This is a genomic window from Thermodesulfobacteriota bacterium (assembly GCA_035325995.1).
Taxonomy (GTDB): domain Bacteria; phylum Desulfobacterota_D; class UBA1144; order Nemesobacterales; family UBA2774; genus JADLGH01.
Genome location: DAOKYU010000003.1, coordinates 1 through 17,643, shown reverse-complemented (window position 1 = coordinate 17,643; position 17,643 = coordinate 1). Strand labels below are relative to the sequence as shown.

16 protein-coding genes are annotated in these 17,643 nt (G+C 57.2%); 5 read left to right on the top strand and 11 right to left on the bottom strand.

What is annotated here, in order from left to right; genetic code table 11:
• Positions 1-160 precede the first annotated feature (160 nt).
• From hisG to PKC29_04865, 9 genes are all read right to left on the bottom strand, one after another.
• Positions 161-778: an ATP phosphoribosyltransferase gene (hisG, locus tag PKC29_04905; protein HML94750.1), complete on the bottom strand. Its 618-nt coding sequence runs from the start codon at positions 776-778 to the stop codon at positions 161-163.
• On the bottom strand, positions 775-2,031 hold the full coding sequence (gene murA, locus PKC29_04900; protein ID HML94749.1) for a UDP-N-acetylglucosamine 1-carboxyvinyltransferase: 1,257 nt from the start codon (positions 2,029-2,031) through the stop codon (positions 775-777). The genes hisG and murA overlap by 4 nt, the downstream gene beginning before the upstream one ends.
• The gene (prmC, locus tag PKC29_04895) at positions 2,019-2,870 is read right to left on the bottom strand and encodes a peptide chain release factor N(5)-glutamine methyltransferase (GenBank protein ID HML94748.1); all 852 of its coding nucleotides are present in this window, start codon (positions 2,868-2,870) and stop codon (positions 2,019-2,021) included. Before prmC ends, murA begins: the two co-directional genes overlap by 13 nt.
• A gap of 121 nt (positions 2,871-2,991) precedes the next feature.
• Positions 2,992-3,654: a phosphate signaling complex protein PhoU gene (gene phoU / locus PKC29_04890; GenBank protein ID HML94747.1), complete on the bottom strand. Its 663-nt coding sequence runs from the start codon at positions 3,652-3,654 to the stop codon at positions 2,992-2,994.
• Between the two features lie 38 nt (positions 3,655-3,692).
• A complete protein-coding gene (locus PKC29_04885; GenBank protein HML94746.1) occupies positions 3,693-4,121 on the bottom strand; it encodes an arsenate reductase ArsC in 429 nt (142 codons plus the stop codon).
• 71 nt (positions 4,122-4,192) lie between these two features.
• The gene (pstB, locus tag PKC29_04880; GenBank protein HML94745.1) at positions 4,193-4,987 is read right to left on the bottom strand and encodes a phosphate ABC transporter ATP-binding protein PstB; all 795 of its coding nucleotides are present in this window, start codon (positions 4,985-4,987) and stop codon (positions 4,193-4,195) included.
• A 107-nt stretch (positions 4,988-5,094) separates the two neighbouring features.
• Positions 5,095-6,714 carry a phosphate ABC transporter permease PstA gene (pstA, locus tag PKC29_04875; GenBank protein HML94744.1) on the bottom strand — a complete coding sequence of 540 codons (1,620 nt, stop codon included), beginning with the start codon at positions 6,712-6,714 and terminating at the stop codon, positions 5,095-5,097.
• Between the two features lie 47 nt (positions 6,715-6,761).
• Complete coding sequence (locus PKC29_04870) at positions 6,762-9,068, bottom strand: ABC transporter permease subunit (protein HML94743.1); 2,307 nt, start codon at positions 9,066-9,068, stop codon at positions 6,762-6,764.
• 52 nt (positions 9,069-9,120) lie between these two features.
• Positions 9,121-10,116 (bottom strand): phosphate ABC transporter substrate-binding protein PstS family protein, encoded by a 996-nt coding sequence (locus PKC29_04865; GenBank protein HML94742.1) that lies wholly within the window; start codon positions 10,114-10,116, stop codon positions 9,121-9,123.
• Positions 10,117-10,415: 299 nt separating this feature from the next.
• Here PKC29_04865 and PKC29_04860 point away from each other — a divergent pair, with 299 nt between their 5' ends.
• Positions 10,416-10,997, top strand: coding sequence for a hypothetical protein (locus tag PKC29_04860; GenBank protein ID HML94741.1), 582 nt, complete (start codon positions 10,416-10,418; stop codon positions 10,995-10,997).
• Between the two features lie 456 nt (positions 10,998-11,453).
• Positions 11,454-11,945: a gluconokinase gene (locus PKC29_04855; GenBank protein ID HML94740.1), complete on the top strand. Its 492-nt coding sequence runs from the start codon at positions 11,454-11,456 to the stop codon at positions 11,943-11,945.
• Positions 11,946-11,955: 10 nt separating this feature from the next.
• Here the strand turns inward: PKC29_04855 and PKC29_04850 are convergent, their stop codons facing one another.
• Complete coding sequence (locus PKC29_04850; protein HML94739.1) at positions 11,956-12,813, bottom strand: prephenate dehydrogenase/arogenate dehydrogenase family protein; 858 nt, start codon at positions 12,811-12,813, stop codon at positions 11,956-11,958.
• A 5-nt stretch (positions 12,814-12,818) separates the two neighbouring features.
• The gene (gene hisC / locus PKC29_04845; protein ID HML94738.1) at positions 12,819-13,907 is read right to left on the bottom strand and encodes a histidinol-phosphate transaminase; all 1,089 of its coding nucleotides are present in this window, start codon (positions 13,905-13,907) and stop codon (positions 12,819-12,821) included.
• 187 nt (positions 13,908-14,094) lie between these two features.
• Here hisC and mutS point away from each other — a divergent pair, with 187 nt between their 5' ends.
• The 3 genes from mutS (at position 14,095) to PKC29_04830 (ending at position 17,564) form a co-directional block, all read left to right on the top strand.
• Positions 14,095-16,698 (top strand): DNA mismatch repair protein MutS, encoded by a 2,604-nt coding sequence (gene mutS / locus PKC29_04840; protein HML94737.1) that lies wholly within the window; start codon positions 14,095-14,097, stop codon positions 16,696-16,698.
• A 19-nt stretch (positions 16,699-16,717) separates the two neighbouring features.
• Positions 16,718-17,092 carry a YraN family protein gene (locus PKC29_04835; GenBank protein HML94736.1) on the top strand — a complete coding sequence of 125 codons (375 nt, stop codon included), beginning with the start codon at positions 16,718-16,720 and terminating at the stop codon, positions 17,090-17,092.
• Between the two features lie 184 nt (positions 17,093-17,276).
• Positions 17,277-17,564 carry a co-chaperone GroES gene (locus PKC29_04830; GenBank protein HML94735.1) on the top strand — a complete coding sequence of 96 codons (288 nt, stop codon included), beginning with the start codon at positions 17,277-17,279 and terminating at the stop codon, positions 17,562-17,564.
• The last annotated feature ends 79 nt before the right edge of the window (positions 17,565-17,643 follow it).

Here is a 17,643-nt window from a genome sequence, read left to right as displayed (position 1 = left end):
GTAAAGTCTAACGAAAAGCGCCGGAGTATGGAAGTTCTTTTTAACCCGGGGGAGCGGGTCTTAATCCGGCCTTAAGATTGGATGGGATGGGATGTTGTATCTACGGCTTCGAGGCCCGGCCGGGCGTCCCGGGGCCCTTGAAAACCGGGCCCGGAGCGCCTTATCTCACTTTCTTAAGCTTAACGATGAGCTCTTTTATCTCTTCGGACTTGACCTTCATGCTGACCCTGTTCACGACCAGCCTCGCCGTTATTTCGGCTATCGTTTCGAGCTCCGTGAGGTTATTCTTCCTGAGCGTCTCGCCCGTTGCCGTGAGGTCGACTATGACGTCGGAAAGGCCCACTATGGGCGCGAGCTCGACGGAGCCGTAGAGCTTTACTATCTCGGCGCCGATCCCCTTGCCCGAAAAATATTCCCTCGTCAGCCGCGGGTATTTCGTGGCCACCCGGAGCGATTTCGTCGTGGAGTATTGAAAGCCGTTCGGGGCCGCGACCACGAGCTTGCATTTCCCGATGCCGAGGTCGAGCGGCTCGTAGAGCGAGTGGACTTCTTCCATGAGCGTATCCATGCCCACGATGCCGCAGTCGGCAGCGCCGTATTCGACGTAGGACGGTATGTCGGTCGGGCGGATGATGAATATCCGCATGTTGAGGTTCGGGTACTCGAATATGAGCTTTCGCGAATCCTTTATCATATTCCCTACGGGGTATCCCGCTTTTGTAAGGAGCGCAACCTCTTCGTCGAGGAGCCTCCCCCTGGCAAGCGCAAGTGTAATCATTCCTTTTCCCTCCAGATGCTGGCTCCGAGTGTTTCGAGCTTGCTGTCGAGCTTGTCGTAACCCCTGTCCAGATGATAAACCCTGGATATTTCCGTCTTTCCACCGGCGGCGAGACCCGCGAGCACCAAAGACGCGCTGGCCCTGAGATCGCTGGCCATTGTAGGCGCGCCGCTAAGGGCGCCCACGCCCCTTACGACCGCGCTGTTGCCGACGAGCTTTATGTCGGCCCCCATCCTCCTGAGCTCGCCCGCGTGCAGGAAGCGCTGGGGGAATATCGTTTCCGTAAGGACGCTGAGCCCGTCGGCCGTGCTCATGAGGGTCATCATCTGAGCCTGCATGTCGGTCGGAAACCCGGGGTAGGGGAGCGTCGTTATGTCTATGCTCCTGACCTGACCGCCGGAGCTTACGCGGATTCCGTCGCTCTCCCTCGTTACGCGCGCCCCTACTTCTATGAGCTTCCCGATGAGAGCGCCCATGTTCTCGAACCTGCAGTTCCTGACGAGGAGGTCGCCGCGCGTGACGACGGCGGCGATCATGTAAGTCCCGGCCTCGATCCTGTCGGGCATGACGTCGTAGTCCCTGAGCGGCGAAAGCTCTTTTACTCCCCTTATGGTTATTATGTCGCTGCCGATTCCCGTTATGTCCGCCCCCATTTGGTTAAGGGCGCTGGCGAGGTCGGACACCTCGGGCTCGCACGCGGCGTTTAAGAGAATAGTCTCTCCTTCGGCGAGAGCCGCCGAGAGTATGAGGTTCTCGGTGCCCGTGACTGTAGAAATGTCGAACGGTATTATGCCGCCCTTTAAAACAGGGGCTATGGCTTCGACGTATCCTTCTTCTATCTCTATGTCGGCCCCCAAAATGGCGAGGCCCTTTAAGTGCTGGTCTATCGGCCTTTCCCCTATGGCGCATCCGCCCGGGAGAGAGACGCGCGCCTTGCCGAACCTTGCCGTAAGCGGGCCGAGCACGAGCACGGACGCCCTCATCGTTTTTACGAGATCGTACGGCGCTTCCCAGCTGTTCATGCCGGAAGAGTCTATGGACATCCTGCCGTTTTCGAACTCGACCCTGGCCCCCATTATCTGGAGGAGCCTGGCCATCGTCCTGACGTCGGCGAGGTCGGGGACGTTATTGAGCGTGCTTTCCCCATGGGCGAGTATGCACGCTGCCATGAGGGGAAGGACGGCGTTTTTCGCGCCGCTTACGTTTATCTCCCCATGAAGCCTTTTCCCGCCTTCGACTATTATCTTTTCCATCTTGCTTTTATTACCCTCTCGATGCCGGAAATATCCTCGACGGATGAAATATCCCCGAATCCCGCCCCTTCGTAAAGTGCCCGGACGCGGGCCGACTGCGTGTATCCCGCCTCTACCATGCACCAGCCGCCTTCCTTCAATATGCGGGCGGCGTCGCGGATTATGCGCTTTATATGCGAGAGGCCGTCCTCTTCCGAGACGAGCGCGAGCCCGGGCTCGTAGTCTTTTACCGAAGGGTCGAGGCTTTCATACTCCGCCGGGCTCACGTAGGGGGGATTCGACACTACAATATCGAACGAGCCATTGCCGAATGCCCCCGTAAGGTCCCCGAGAATGAACCTCACCGCCCCGGCGGCCGTGTGTCTCTCCGCGTTACCCCGGGCTGTATGAAGCGCCCCGGGCGATATGTCGGACGCGAATATCTTCGCGCCGGGGAGCTCGCAGGCGAGCGTGACGGCGACGCAGCCGCTTCCGGTGCCTACGTCCAGGATGGCGGGCTCGTGCATCCCCCGGGCGATATCCAGGGCCTCCGCAACGAGGAGCTCCGTTTCCGGCCTCGGGATGAGGACGCTCCCGTTTACCGTGAACGGCCTCGAGTGAAACTCCTTTTCTCCCGAGATATAGGCCAGGGGCTCGTGCTTTATGCGTCTTTCGAGGAGCTCGTGGAATTTCTCTATCTTACGGGGCTCGGGTTCCATCTCGGGCGACGTGAAAACCTCCGTAAGGTCCCTTAGAACCCCGGAATTCCTGAGGAGGAGATAGGTTTCGCGCGACGGGTTTTCGATGTAGTGCCGCGCCATGTGCTCCTTTCCGTATCGATAGAGATTTTTTAACTGCATGCAGCCGTTCCCGGGGATTAAAGACGCTAAGAGTTTATACACATGCCGGAGCTTTTCAAGAAGGGACCGTCCTCGGCGGGGCGAGGGCGCGGCTGGGAGGGTTTCCGGACCCGGCGGCGGGCTAGCTCTTTTCGAACGAATGGTGCTTCAGCATCTTCCCGCTCGCGATATAATAGGTGTCCTCGGCGATATTCGTCGCGAGGTCGGCCACGCGCTCTATTTCGCGCGCGATGAGTATGAGCGCGAGCGAGCGGTCTATCGTCTGCGGGTCGGAGATCATGTAGGTAACGAGCTCGCGGACTATCTGGGGCTCGAGCGCATCGACGTCGTCGTCCTTCTTGCACACCTCCACGGCGAGCTCGGCGTCCTTGTTCACGAACGCGTCGAGAGACTCCTGGAGCATCTGTATCGCCTTGTCGGCCATTTTCGGAATGTCGATGAGCGGCTTTACGGGCGGCTTGTCGGCGAGGTATATCGTCTTCTCGGCGATGTTGACGGCGTGGTCGCCTATCCTTTCGAGGTCGTTGTTTATCTTCATTATCATCGAGACGGTCCTGAGGTCGGCGGCCTCGGGATGATAGAGCGCAAGTATCCTTATGCACTGGTTGTCTATTTCGACTTCCATCTCGTTTATCTTCTGGTCGCCCTTTATGACCTCTTCGGCCATTATCATGTTCCGGTCCTTGAGGGCCTTTATGCTCTTCGCGATCATCTCCTCGACCGATGCGGCCATTTCGAAAAGCATCTTTTTGAGCTTGCTTATCTCTTCTTCGAGTCTAATCATGTCTTGTCCCTACCCCCTTCCGTGCCGTCCTCCAGAGGTTAATTCTTCTCGAACTCGGATTCAAGCCAGGTTCTTATCTCGTCCCTGACTGTTCTGAAGCCCGCGAGTATCTCCTCGTCCTTGCCCCTGAATCGAGAGGGATCGGGAAACCCCCTGTGGAGTCGATTCCCGCCCCCGCCCGGAAAAGCGGGGCACGTCTCGTCGGCGCTGCCGCAGAGCGTGATTACGTAATCGAATTCCTTTCCCAGGAATTTTTCGATCGCCTTCGAGCTGTGGCCCGATATGTCTATCCCGATTTCCTCCATGGCCCTTATGGCATATGGGTTTACCCTCGAAGGCTCGGTACCGGCGCTATATACCTCGAACCTGTCACCGTACAAACTTTTAAGTATACCTTCGGCCATTTGCGAGCGCGCCGAGTTGTGCGTGCAAATAAAGATTACCTTTTTCCTGTCATCGCCGGACATAGTTTCCACTCCGTGAGATATAGCAGCGTCCCCTTCCACGGAAGGGAAATTATGAATAGAGCCGGGTCCGATTATCCGAATTTTCCAGATACGTAATCTTCTGTCTGCTTGTATTTGGGGTTAAGGAATATCGTTTCGGTGGTGTCGTACTCTATGAGCTCTCCTAGGTACATAAAGGCTGTATAGTCGGATACGCGGGACGCCTGCTGCATATTGTGAGTCACTATTACTATCGTGTAATTCTTCTTTAGCTCCGTTATGAGGTCTTCTATCTTGCCCGTCGCTATCGGGTCGAGCGCGGAGCACGGCTCGTCCATGAGGAGTATCTCGGGCTCGACGGCTATCGCCCTCGCTATGCAGAGCCTCTGCATCTGCCCGCCCGACATCCCGAGCGCGCTTTCGTGAAGCCTGTCGTGAACCTCGTCCCAGAGCGCGGCGCCCTTGAGGCTCTTCTCGACTACCTCGTCGAGGACCGATTTTCGGTTCTCTCCGGCAATCCTCGCCCCGTAGGCGACGTTCTCGTAAATCGATTTCGGGAACGGGTTCGATTTTTGAAAGACCATTCCAACGTTCTTCCTGAGCTCCGTGATGTCGACGCTCGGGTCGTATATGTTTTCCCCGTCGATAAGTATCTCGCCCTCGACCCTCGCCGAGTCGACGAGGTCGTTAAGCCTGTTAAAGCAGCGAAGGAGCGTGGACTTTCCGCATCCGGAAGGGCCGATGAAGGCCGTGGCCTTGTTTTTCGGTATGTCCATATAGATGCTTTTGAGTGCATGCTTTTCGCCGTAGTAAAGATTGGCGTCGTTGACTTCGACTATCGGATCGGGGACCTGAAACTTCTTCGATTTTGGGTCTCCGTGAAACATAACCTGTTCTTCTGCTCCAGTCTCCATCGTTTCCTGTATATTCTCCATGATTAAGACTCAGACCTCCGTAATATCTACCCCCAGAGCACTCAATAATATAACACTTATCAAACTGCCGAGGTAGTGTATTTCTTTCTCAGACGGTTCCTTATGATTATAGCAGCGAGGTTAAGCACAACGACTATTATTATGAGAAGAAGCGCCGTGGTGAAGACCATGGGCTTCGCCGCCTCGACGTTCGGCGACTGAAATCCGACGTCGTATATGTGAAAGCCGAGGTGCATGAACTTCCTTTCGAGATGCAGGTACGGGAAGTAGCCGTCCACGGGGAGCTGCGGCGCGAGCTTGACGACGCCCGTTATCATGAGCGGCGCAACCTCTCCCGTCGCCCTCGCGATGGCCAGAATAAGCCCCGTGAGAATTGCGGGCATCGCGCTGGGAATGACTATCTTCCACGTCGTTTCGAACTTTGTCGCCCCGAGTGCGAGAGAGCCGTCGCGTATCTCTTTAGACACCGCGGCGAGCCCTTCTTCGGTCGCCACGATTACCACCGGCACTGTAAGGAGCGCAAGCGTAAGCGAGGCCCACAGGATGCCGCCCGTGCCGAACGTCGGGTTCGGGAGCGCTTCCTTGAAGAATATGCTGTCGAGGGTGCTCCCCATGCCGTATATGAAGAACCCGACCGCGAACACTCCGAAGACTATGGACGGAACGCCCGCGAGGTTGTTGACGCATATCCTCACGATCCTGACGAGCGTCCCCTGCTTTGCGTACTCTCTTAAGTAGAGCGCGGCGAGGACGCCGAAGGGGAGTACGACGACGCTCATTATCAATACCATTAAAATAGTGCCGAATATGGCGGGGAATACGCCCCCCTCGGTGTTGGCTTCCCTGGGCTCGTCGGAGACGAACTCCCATACCTTGGATAGATAAAGCGAGGCCTTCCCGAACCACCCCAGGGAATTCGGCCTGTACGCCCGGACGATGTTCCCGAGGGGCATTTCCTTGTCCCTGCCGTCGACGGACGTTATGGTTACGACCTCTTTGCCGAATTCGGAGTAAAGCTTTGCAAGTTTCTCTTCCTGCTCCCGGTACCTGGCCTCTTCCTCTTTAATCTGCGCTTCGAGCCGGCTTATCTTTTCCTCGTTTTTGCTCCCCATCTCCTCGCCGCGGATTTCCAGGCGAAGGTGCTCTATTTCCCTGTTAATTCCCCCGATTGCGCCCTTTTCTATGCCCTTTATCTCTTCGTATATTTGGCTGTATACGGGCAGCTGCGATTCGAGCACCGGCCAGCAGCCCTCGTTCCCCGTGCATATGACGTTTCCGCCCTCGGAAATCTGCTTTATAAAGCCGTACATATTCCCCCATTCCCTTCTTTCGAGGGCGACCGCGTATTTCGGGTAGGAAGTGTCTTCGATGTTATTGTCGTCGATCCATTTGAAGTCGAGGCCGTAGATGTCCCTGTTGCCGATCTTGAGCTGGGTGCGCTCGACGAAGACGTCCTCACCCTCGGGGCCGTGAACTTTTGCCTTTTCGTGCCCGGTGATCTCGCCGAGGAAGACGGAGCCGTCCTTGAGCTTCACTTCCGCGAGATCGGACGGCCAGAAGAACCCGAGGCCCTTTGCCGCGATGAGATACATGAGCCCCGCTATCATCAGAAGGCTGAACATGAGCGCGACTCCGGTCAGCCATACGAAAGGGTCGCCGCTTTTCCAGTACTTGTTCATTGTTAAACCCCGGCGGACATTGCCGCGCGTTAAAATTTACGAGTGTATTAGAGTTGACCGTATTTCTTTCTTAATCTCTGCCTGACGATTTCGGCGGCCGTGTTGATTATGAACGTGAAGAAGAACAATAAGAGCGCCGCCAGGAAGAGGACCCTGTAGAGCGTCCCCCCGTGCGGGGCTTCGGGTATCTCGACCGCTATGTTCGCCGATAGCGCCCTGAAGCCGTTGAATATGCTCCAGTCCATAATGGGCGTATTGCCAGTGGCCATGAGGACGATCATCGTCTCGCCTATGGCCCTCCCGAGCCCTATCATCACCGCCGAGAATATGCCCGGGCTCGCAGTGGGAAGAACGACCCTTATCGCCGTCTGCCACCTGTTCGCGCCGAGGGCGAGAGAACCCGCCGTGAGGTGTTTCGGAACGCTGGAAAGGGCGTCTTCCGATATGGTGAAGATAATCGGAATAACCGCGAACCCCATGGCGAATCCCACGATGAGCGAGTTCCTCTGGTCGTACTGCATTCCGAGGACGTCGTAGAACCACGTTTTATAATCCCCTCCGAAAAGCGCGCCTTCGGCCGCTACGTTGAGCCCGAGGCTCACGAGAACGCCCAGGAGAATGACGGGTATAAGGAAGAAGAGCTCCGAGCCCTCCTTGAACCTGCCCTTGATTCCCCTTGGAACGTACTGCCATCCGAAAACGCTCGCGAGCGTAAACAGGGTCAGCACGACCGGGAGTATGATTACCGCCGGTATTATCTTTTCTATTACAGGCGCGAGCCAGAGACCCGCGAAGAAACCGAGCACGACGCTCGGGAGGGCGGCCATGATCTCGACCACCGGCTTGATAGTATTTCTGAGCGCGGGATGCATGAACTGCGAAACGCATATCGCGCCGAATATGGAGAGCGGGATCGCGAACAGGAGTGCGTATAACGCACCCTTCACCGTACCGAACGCAAGGGGCGTAAGGCTTAGCTTGGGCTCGAAGTCGTCCGTCCCGCCGGTGGACTGCCAGACATATTCGGGTTTGCTGTACCCCTCGTACCAGATCTTCCCGAAAAGTGTCTTCATGCTCGTTTCGGGGTGGGGATTGTTGACGTTCCAGTCGTAGAGCTTCCCCGCGCCGTCCACGGCCAGGATGCCGTTCCCCTTGGGCGCGAACGAGAGGCTCTTGACCCGGGGCCCGTCCGTTTTTAACTCCGCGAGCTTCTTCTCGGAAGTCGCGTGGTAAAGATTGATGTTCCCGCCGCTGTCGGATGCGATAAAGCTCCGGTCGCGCGACGAGGGCACTATGTCCTTTACCGGAAGCGTGAAAGGCGGAAGCTCGTGTACCTTCTTTAAGACCTTCCCCCCCGGTGAATCCGGGTCCGCGACCTCGAACCACACCGAAACGTCCCCGGCCTCGTCCCCGACCACCAGCGAGCGGTCGCCGAGGAGAAACCCGAGGGCGGTTACGGGGATGCGCCGGTTGCCCGTGGCGTCGAGCGTTTCGAGAAGCTCGGGGTTTTGCCTGTTCCCGATGCCGTACCTGTACACCATTCCGTTATCGGTGCCGACGTAGAGATTCCGGAGGGACTTGTCTATTTCGAGCGCCGTGACCTTCCCGCCGTTAAGGGTCGGTGTGATATTATGCGACGCTTCTTCTGTCTTGCCGCCGCCGATCAGCCCCCTCGACTTGGCGACGGTCTTTAATATGAGCTCGCCGCCGGCCGTATAAGCGGCCCCGGCCGAAGCCGTCTCGTCGTCGTTTTCCTCGAAGGCGATTCTTGCGAGGGGCGATTCGGCGACCTCGAGAATCGTATCCTCCGTGACTCGGGGGGTGATTATCCTGTTGTTACCCTCGAAGCTGACTTTGTATCCCGTCCGGAGCGGTATGATCCTTCCGTCGTCCGTCCCGAAGGCATAGAGGCTATTATTCTGGGAGACGTAGCTGGAGATTATCTCCGCCTCACCGAGGCCCGGCAGCGCTTCTTTCTTTATTACCTTCCCGTTTTCCAGCGACAGGAAATAAAGGCCGCCGTCTTTCGTCGCGACGAATCCTATCTCTCTGTATTCGTCCATGCCCGAAACCAGGAACGGAAACTCCGCCGCGTCGGGACTGTCGAGGGAATATGAGGCAAGTTCCGGGGATTCCTTAAGGAAGAACGAGCTCGCGAGCTCCGATTTAACACCTTGCCAGAGCGGCACGGTTTCAACGCCTATGAAGACGAGAATGGCGATAATGCAGAGGATCACGGCAACGCCGCCCGTCGTTACTACTATCGTCGCGATCCGGTCGGCAAGCTTCCTCCGTTTTACACCGGAGGAAGCTTGTAACCCTTCTTTCTTTTTCAACCTGGTTTGAGCTGTCATGTCTGGGCCGTCCGGACGAGCTTGATTGTAATCCCTGCTTCCATAGCCGGAATCAGTTGCCGATGATCTTTATCTGCTCGGCCTCTACGCCGGCCGGTATCGGGAGGTAACCGTCTTTTATAACAACTTCCTGACCCTCTTTGCTGAGGACGAATTTCAAGAACTCGAGGCGGAGCGGGTCGAGCGCTTCGTTCGGCTTCTTGTTTACGTAAAGATAGAGATATCTGCCAAGAGGATAAGACCCGTTCGTCACGTTTTCAAGGCTTGGCGCGGCGCATTCGGCTTCGGTCTCGCCGAGCTTGACCGGCTTTACACCGGAGGTTATGTACCCGATTCCGCTGTATCCGATCCCGGCCTTGTCCTCGGTAACGCCCTGGACGACGGAAGCCGAGCCCGGCTGCTCTTTTACGGAATCCTTGAAATCTCCTTTACAGAGTGCGTGCTCCTTAAAGAATCCGTAGGTTCCGGATGCGGAGTTTCTGCCGTACATGCTTATCGGCGAGCCGGCGAGCGGCCCCGTAACGCCGAGCTGCCCCCACGTGGTGATGTCTTCAGCGCCGCCGCAGGACATGTTCTTGGAGAATATCTGGTCGAGCTGCTCGATCGTAATGCATTCTATGGGGTTGTCCTTGTTTACGAACACCGCGAGCGTGTCTATGGACGTCGCGATTTCGGTCGGCTTGTAACCGAAGGCCTTCTCGAACCCGTCGATCTCCGTGTCCTTCATCGGGCGGGACATCGGTCCGAACTGCGCCGTGCCTTCTATGAGGGCCGGGGGCGCGGTGCTCGAACCCTTGCCTTCGATCTGGCACCTTACGTTGGGATAATTCTTCGTGAACCCCTCGCACCAGAGCGTCATGAGGTTGTTCATCGAGTCGGAGCCTATGCTGTTGATGTTCCCCGATACGCCGCTCGTCTTCGAGTAGGAAGGGATCGCCGGGTCTACGGTTACCGTCTCGGCGGCAATCCCCGCGTCGGCCGTAATAAGAACCGCAATTGCCGTAAGGCCGGCCACAATACTGTGTTTTAAGAATCCTCGCTTATTCATTAAAGAATACCTCCTTTGGATTGTTAGTCTGCGTAGGAGTAAACACGGGTATTGTTAAGATCGTGTGAAGAGATAATGAAACCGTAGTTAATTGCAACACCCTTCCGCCTCCCAATTTTACAATATCTTTTCGTGAGGGGAAAGCTCATTTGCCGGATGGCCTATCCCTTTGCCGAGCAAGTCCTGTGGCTCGGAATTAATTAATAATAGCGGTGTGTTATGCGTTTGGCCGCACGGATTAATCCTTGGTTAACAGGCCCTTAACCGGTTCTTAATCACGGTAGGCGACGATTATACATATGGAAATCCGTTCAGCGTTTCAGATAGCCAGGAGGGAGTGGGAGAATATATCGGTCTCGCTCGTATCCTGCGGCGATACGGGTTCTTTCGATCTCGCCGGCTACATTAAGACCGAGCCGGGGCTCATCCGTAACCTCCTCGGCATGGAAAGAAGGCTACACTCGCAGGATTACTTCACGCGCGAGGCCGCCTGCGTATTCTCGGAGCTCGGGAAAGAGGCCGGCTCCAGGCTCGGCCTCGAGCCCAGGATGGCGGACGCCTTCGGGAGCGGCTATAGCTGGGCGCGCACGGGATGGTTCGATCTCATGCGCCGCGATTTCGGAAGCGCGAGGCACCTCGAAGAGCACGTGACGATGAAGCTCATGTTCTTCATGCTATTTTATCCCGAGAAGACCGACTTCGGCTGGCTGTTCGATTCCGAAGAGGTGATAGACAACCTCAGGATCATATACGACAGGTTTTTATTCTGGCAGAAAAATCCACTCGGATACGTCAGGGACGTAAGGACTTACAAGGCGCGTATCGAGCCCCTCCGCGAAGGGCTTACGGCCGCGCTCGACGCCGGCTCGGGCTGGTGCTGAGCACCTTTCCCGCCATTTCGCACTTTATTTTTGTTTTGATAATTCACTCCAGCGAGTATAATTTTTTAAATAAGACACTTTATCGGAAGGTTCCTCATGCGTTTATATATAACCGTACTGGCAGTTCTGGCTACAGCATTTATCGTAACGGCATGCAGCTGCGGGATCGGATAAATCCCGTTCCATGCCTGGCGTAACCAGGTAAACATGGGAGTTCTCCCGAGGCATTTCCCCGATTGCCCTCCCGGGACGGGTGAATGTCTGCCGGGCTTGTCTTCGGTATATAGCTCTCGCCGGCCGCCGGTACTTCATTTAAGGACGGGTAAAATGCGTTTATATCTGACAATAACCGCACTTATGCTGGTTTCCTTTTTCGTTACGGCCTGCAAGTGCAATATATTTTAGCCGCCGGCAAAATCAAGATCCGGCCGGGATCGATGCCGTAACACCGGGCTTATGATCGTCGTTATCATGGGAGTTTCGGGCGTGGGAAAGACTACCGCCGGCGCAGTCCTGGCCGAAATGCTCGGCTGGGGATTCTACGACGCCGACGACTTCCATCCGAAGGGCAACATAGAAAAGATGAAGGCCGGGGTTCCCCTCACGGACGCCGGCAGGCTCCCGTGGCTGGCCGCGCTCCGGGGGCTCATAAGGTCACAGGACGCCGATATGGTCCTTGCCTGCTCCGCTCTCAAGCAGTCGTACAGGGATTATCTCGGGGACGGCCGCCCGGACGTCGCTTTCGTATACCTCAAGGGAGACGCCTCGCTCGTGGAAAAGAGGCTCGAGGGAAGAAAGGGCCACTTCGCCGGGCCGGGGATCCTCGAAAGCCAGCTCGCGGACCTCGAAGAGCCCGAGGACGCGCTCGTCGTCGACGCCTCGCGGAGCCCCGAATCCATAGCCGGGGAGATTATAAAAGGGCTGGGACTGAAGCCCTCGGGCGCGTAGAACCCGGGCGCTATTTTATCCTGTCTTTTTTGGTTTCGGCGGCGGCGTTGAATATTTTGAGGAGCTCTTCCCTGTCGCCCTTTTCGAGCGCCGCTTCTATCTTCGAGAGGGACGCCGTCAACTGCCGTAGCGCCCCGAGCACGTTGTCTCTGTTGGCCGTCATAATGTCGGCCCACATCTCGGGCGAGCTCGACGCGACGCGGGTGTAGTCCCTGAGCCCGCCGCCGGCGAAATCGAGAAGCGTGTCCGGGTCGCCGGAGGAAAGAATCGCGTCCACGAGCCCGTAAGCCGCCGCGTGGGGAAGGTGGCTAACGAACCCGAAAATCCTGTCGTGGGAGTCGGGGTCCATTTCGTATATGTCGCTCCCTGCGAGCCTCCACAGCGCCCTTACCTTTTTCTTTGCGGCCTCCGGTGTTTTCGCGGTGGGCGTGAGGATGAATCTCTTTCCGCTAAAGAGGCCCAGGACGGCGTTCCTGACGCCCGAATTCTCGGTGCCCGCTATGGGGTGCCCGCCGACGAACCCGAGGCGCGCGGGGATGAAGCCCTCTATCTCCCTCACTATACCCGCCTTTACGCTCCCGACGTCGGTTATCAGCGCGCCGTCGTCGGCATGCGGGATGAGCGACTTCACGGTATCGGCGATGCCGCCGACGTATGTCGCGGCGACGATGACTTCCGCCCCCGGTACGGCCTCTCCGGGGTGGGTCGAGCCCTCATCGACGATGCCCGTCTCTACGGCGTAGTCAACGGAGCCGGGGTCCGAATCCACCCCGCACACTGTACGCACCCCGCCCGATTCCCTGAGCGCCCATGCCAGCGAGCCGCCTATGAGCCCGAGTCCTACGATTGTCACCTTGCCGAATTGCATTTTAATTATTTCCCCAACACTTTCTTAAATGCGCGGATGAATCTTTCGTTTTCTTCCTGGAGCCCGACGGATACTCTCAAATAGGTTTTGAGGCCGTATATGCCGACCGGCCTTACTATGACGCCTTCTCTCAAGAGGGCGTTGTAGACGGGCATCGGGTCGCCTCCCAGGTTCACCAATACGAAATTCGCATGGCTGGGCGCGTACTCGACGCCGAGCTTCCCGAGCTCCGCCCCCAAATAGTCGAGCCCCTTACTGTTTATCTCCTTCGATTTCCGGACGTGCCCGGCGTCGTCAAGCGCCGCTATAGCGGCGGCCTGCGCCAAAGAGCTCGTGTTGAAGGGGTGCCGCGCCTTGTGCATGTTCGAGACCATGCCCTCGGGCCCGATGCCGTAGCCGAGCCTCATTCCCGCAAGCCCGTAGATTTTCGAGAACGTCCTCACGGTGAGGATCGATTTCCCGAGCCCCGCGTAATCGAGCGAATCGGGGTAGGACGGGTCGTCCACGTATTCGAAGTAGGCCTCGTCGATTACGACGAGTATGTCCCCGTCTATTTTATCGAGGAACCACTCCATCTCGTCCTTTGCGACCATCGTCCCGGTGGGGTTATTAGGGTTGGCTATGAAGACGGCCTTCGTTTTCGGCGTGATGCGGGAGTAGATGTCCTTGAGGTCGTGTGTGTAGCCCGGCATGGGCGAGATCACCGCCGACGCCCCCGCGAGCCTGGTCACTATAGGGTAGACGATGAAGGCGTACTCCCCCATGACGGCCTCGTCCCCGGGGCCGAGGAACGTCCTTGCCGCGACGTCGATGACGTCGTTCGAGCCGTTACCGAATATTATCGTCCCGGGCTTTACGCCGAGCGATTCCGCGAGCTTGTGTTTGAGATAAAACGCGTCGCCGTCCGGGTAGCGGTTTACGCCGGAGAGTGCCTCCATTGCAGCCTTCATTGCGAGCGGCGAGGGGCCTATCGGGTTTTCGTTGGACGCTATCTTTATCGCGCCCGTTATGCCGAGCTCCCTTTCGAGCTCTTCTACGGGTTTACCCGGTACGTACGGTATCAGATCTTCTACAAACGGATTCGGCTTTATCAATTTCGGCCCCTCGGTGCTGGTTTCTGTGCTTTCCCACCGGACGGCCTTTCCGCCCGGGAGTGTTTCGCATGAAAGGGATTAATCTATCACCTGTCGTGACCGCGGGCAAGGAGGCCTTCTCCTCCATACCTCCCTCGGCGTCCCGTTTAAATTGAGAGTTTCCCGGCGAATTGATATAATCATCACGATGCCCGTCGAAACCCCGATGTTAAAACAGTACATGTCGTTAAAGAGGGAGTACCCGGACGCGATACTATTCTTCCGGCTCGGGGATTTTTACGAGATGTTCTACGACGACGCGAAGGTGGCGTCCAAGGTCCTCGGAATAGCGCTCACATCGCGGAACAAGAACGACAAGAACCCGGTGCCTTTATGCGGCGTCCCTCACCACAGCTCGGAGCCGTACCTCGCAAAGCTCTTAAAGAGCGGACACAAGGTAGCTGTCTGCGAGCAGATAGAGGACCCGAAGTCGGCGAAGGGCGTCGTCAAGAGAAAGGTGGTCAGGGTTCTCACCCCGGGCGTCATACTCGATTCCGAGAACCTCGACTCGAAGTGCAATAACTTCCTCGCAAGCGTATACGCCGGGGACGGCGTTTACGGCCTCGCGTACACCGACATATCGACGGGGCTTTTCAGGGTGTCCGCGTTCGATTCGGTGGAAGACCTTACGGACGAGATATTCAGGCTGGAGCCGAGGGAGATAATCCTCGAGAACGTGGGCGAGGGAGAATCGCCGGTTTCGGGGACTGCACTGAAAAGGTCGGGGAACCCTCTCATCACCGGGCTCGACAGCTGGGTTTGGGACCCCGACCGGGGCCGGGAGCTTCTGCTCGACCACCTTTCGGCCAGGACGCTCGAGCCCTACGGCCTCGAAGGCGTTCCCGAAGCGGTTACAGCCGCGGGTGCGCTCCTTCAGTACCTTAGAGACACGCGGCTCGAAGAGATGCCGCCCCTTAACGACCCCGAGTTTTACGGGAAATCGGGATATCTCCTTATAGACGAATCGACGAAGCGGAACCTAGAGCTCACGCGCTCTAATAACGGCGATACGGGGGGCACCCTCCTGTGGGTGCTCGACGAGACGATGACGGGCATGGGGGGACGGCTCCTCCGGCGATGGATAAATTATCCGCTCGTGGACATAAAGGCGATAGAAAGGAGGCTGGACGTAGTCGAGGAGCTTAAGTCGCACACTTCACTAAGAACCGCGCTTACGGCCGAGATGCGCGAGATAAGCGACATCGAGCGGCTCATAGGCAGGATAGCTACATCGACCGCGCGGCCCCGGGACCTGGGGGCGCTCCGCGATTCGTCCGTTCACATATCCGGCATAAAGAAGCTCCTTACGGAAGCCGGGCTCGAAGCCGTTCGTGGCATAGGCGAGGGGCTCGACGACCTGTCCGACCTCCACCGGCTTCTGGCGTCTTCGCTCGTCGAAGACCCGCCGCTCACGTCGCGCGAGGGGGGGATAATAAAGGAGGGGGTGAACGCCGAGCTCGACGAGCTAAGGTCCATAAGGCGGGACGGGAAGCAGTGGATAGCCGACCTCGAAGCGAAGGAGCGAAAGGCGACGGGCATAAACTCGCTCAAGGTGAGCTATAACCGCGTCTTCGGTTATTACATAGAGGTGTCGAAGGCGAATGCCGCATCCGTCCCCGACACGTACGCGCGGCGGCAGACCCTCGCAAACGCCGAGAGGTACATAACGGAGGAGCTAAAGGAATACGAGGACAAGATACTCGGCGCGGAGGACAGGATGATTGCCCTCGAAGGCGAGATATTCGAGGGGCTCAGGAAGAAGGTGGCCGCGGAGGCCGACAGGGTGAGGAGCACCTCGGCGCTCCTCGGCGAGCTCGACTGTTATTCGGCCCTCGCGGAGGCGGCCGAAAGATACAATTACGTCCGCCCGCAGATGACGGACGAGCCCGTGATGGACATAAAGAACAGCCGGCATCCCGTCGTCGAAAGGATGGATCTCGGTGAGAGGTTCGTCCCTAACGACGTCAGGCTCGACCCGCACGAGAACCAGTTCCTGCTCATCACGGGGCCGAACATGGCCGGAAAATCGACGCTGATAAGGCAGGTGGCCCTTACGGCGATTATGGCGCAGATGGGGAGCTTCGTTCCCGCGACGCACGCCCGGGTCGGCATATCGGACAGGGTGTTCACCAGGGTGGGGGCGTCGGACAACATCGCCAGGGGGCACTCGACGTTCATGGTCGAGATGGTGGAGACGGCCTACATACTCCGCCACGCGACGGACAGGAGCCTCGTCATACTCGACGAGATAGGGCGCGGGACGAGCACCTTCGACGGGATGAGCATAGCGTGGGCAGTGGCCGAGTACCTTCACGACAGGGGGCCGAGGACGCTTTTCGCGACCCATTACCACGAGCTTACGGGGCTCTCCATATCGCGCAGGAGGACCAAGAATTACAACATTTACGTAAAGGAGAACGGGGATAAAATAGTGTTTCTCCGGAAGCTGATACCCGGGGCGGCGAGCCACAGCTACGGCATACAGGTCGCGAGGCTCGCAGGGGTCCCCGACGTGGTCATAAAAAGCGCGCAGAAGGTATTGTCGAACCTCGAAAAATCGCAATCGGGCATAAGGACGTCCATACTCGGGGGGCAGATGAATCTCTTCACGGCGGCGGAGGCCGCGCCCGCCCCGAAAGAAGAGAATCCCGTCATCGAGGAGATAAAGGCGCTCGATACGAATTCGATGACGCCGCTCGACGCCCTGGCGAAGCTGGCGGAGCTAAAGGGGAAGCTCGAAGGCGGGGACTGACGCCCGCAACTTATCGATAATGACTGCAATGACCGCCGACAAAAAATCACTGGGACGAAGGGGGGAAGACATTGCCTGCAGGGCCCTTCAGAGGGAAAAGTACAAAATAATAGCCAGGAACTGGAGATGCCGGCTGGGTGAGATAGACGTCATAGCCGAGGACAGGGGCAGGGTGCTTTGCTTTATCGAGGTCAAGGCAAGGAGCGGGAAGGGCTTCGGCCTCCCCGAGGAATCCGTAACCGGATGGAAGCAGAAACGCCTGATTTCAATCGCATACAGCTATATGGAATCCGTAAAACACGCCGAGGGGGCCATGCGCTTCGACGTGGTCGCCGTCGATCTCGGGACGGGAGAGGCGAGGATCATAAAGAACGCATTCGAGGAAAAATTCTGAAGTCCGCTTCTCTTATGCTTCTCTAATTCCCCTCTATCTATTGATTAATTTACTCTACCCGGACCCGGTTGTATTTGATCCTGCCCCCTTGACAGGCATCGATTCGTGCATATTTTATACCTAGCTTTTTATCCGGAAGGTTTAAATTTACCTAACACATATAAATCCAGGAGGTTTTTCGAAGATGGGTGTGAAACCGATTCGTGAAAAGGTGTTGATCAAGAGGGTCGAAGCGCAGGAAACCACCAAGGGCGGGATCATTATCCCCGATTCGGCGGCCGAGAAGCCGCAGGAGGGCGAGGTGGTTGCGGTCGGAAGCGGCTGGGTGCTCGGGGCGGGGTTGACGAAGAAGCTCGATGTCAAGAAGGGGGACAAGGTTCTTTTCGGGAAGTACAGCGGTACGGAGATAAGCTTCAAGGGTGACGATTACGTCATTCTTTCCGAAAATGAAATACTCGCGGTAATCGAATAAAAAAATTCTGAGGAGGTATCTTCGAAATGGCAGCAAAGGAAATCAAATTTGAGAGGGCGGCGCAGGACTCGATATTGAA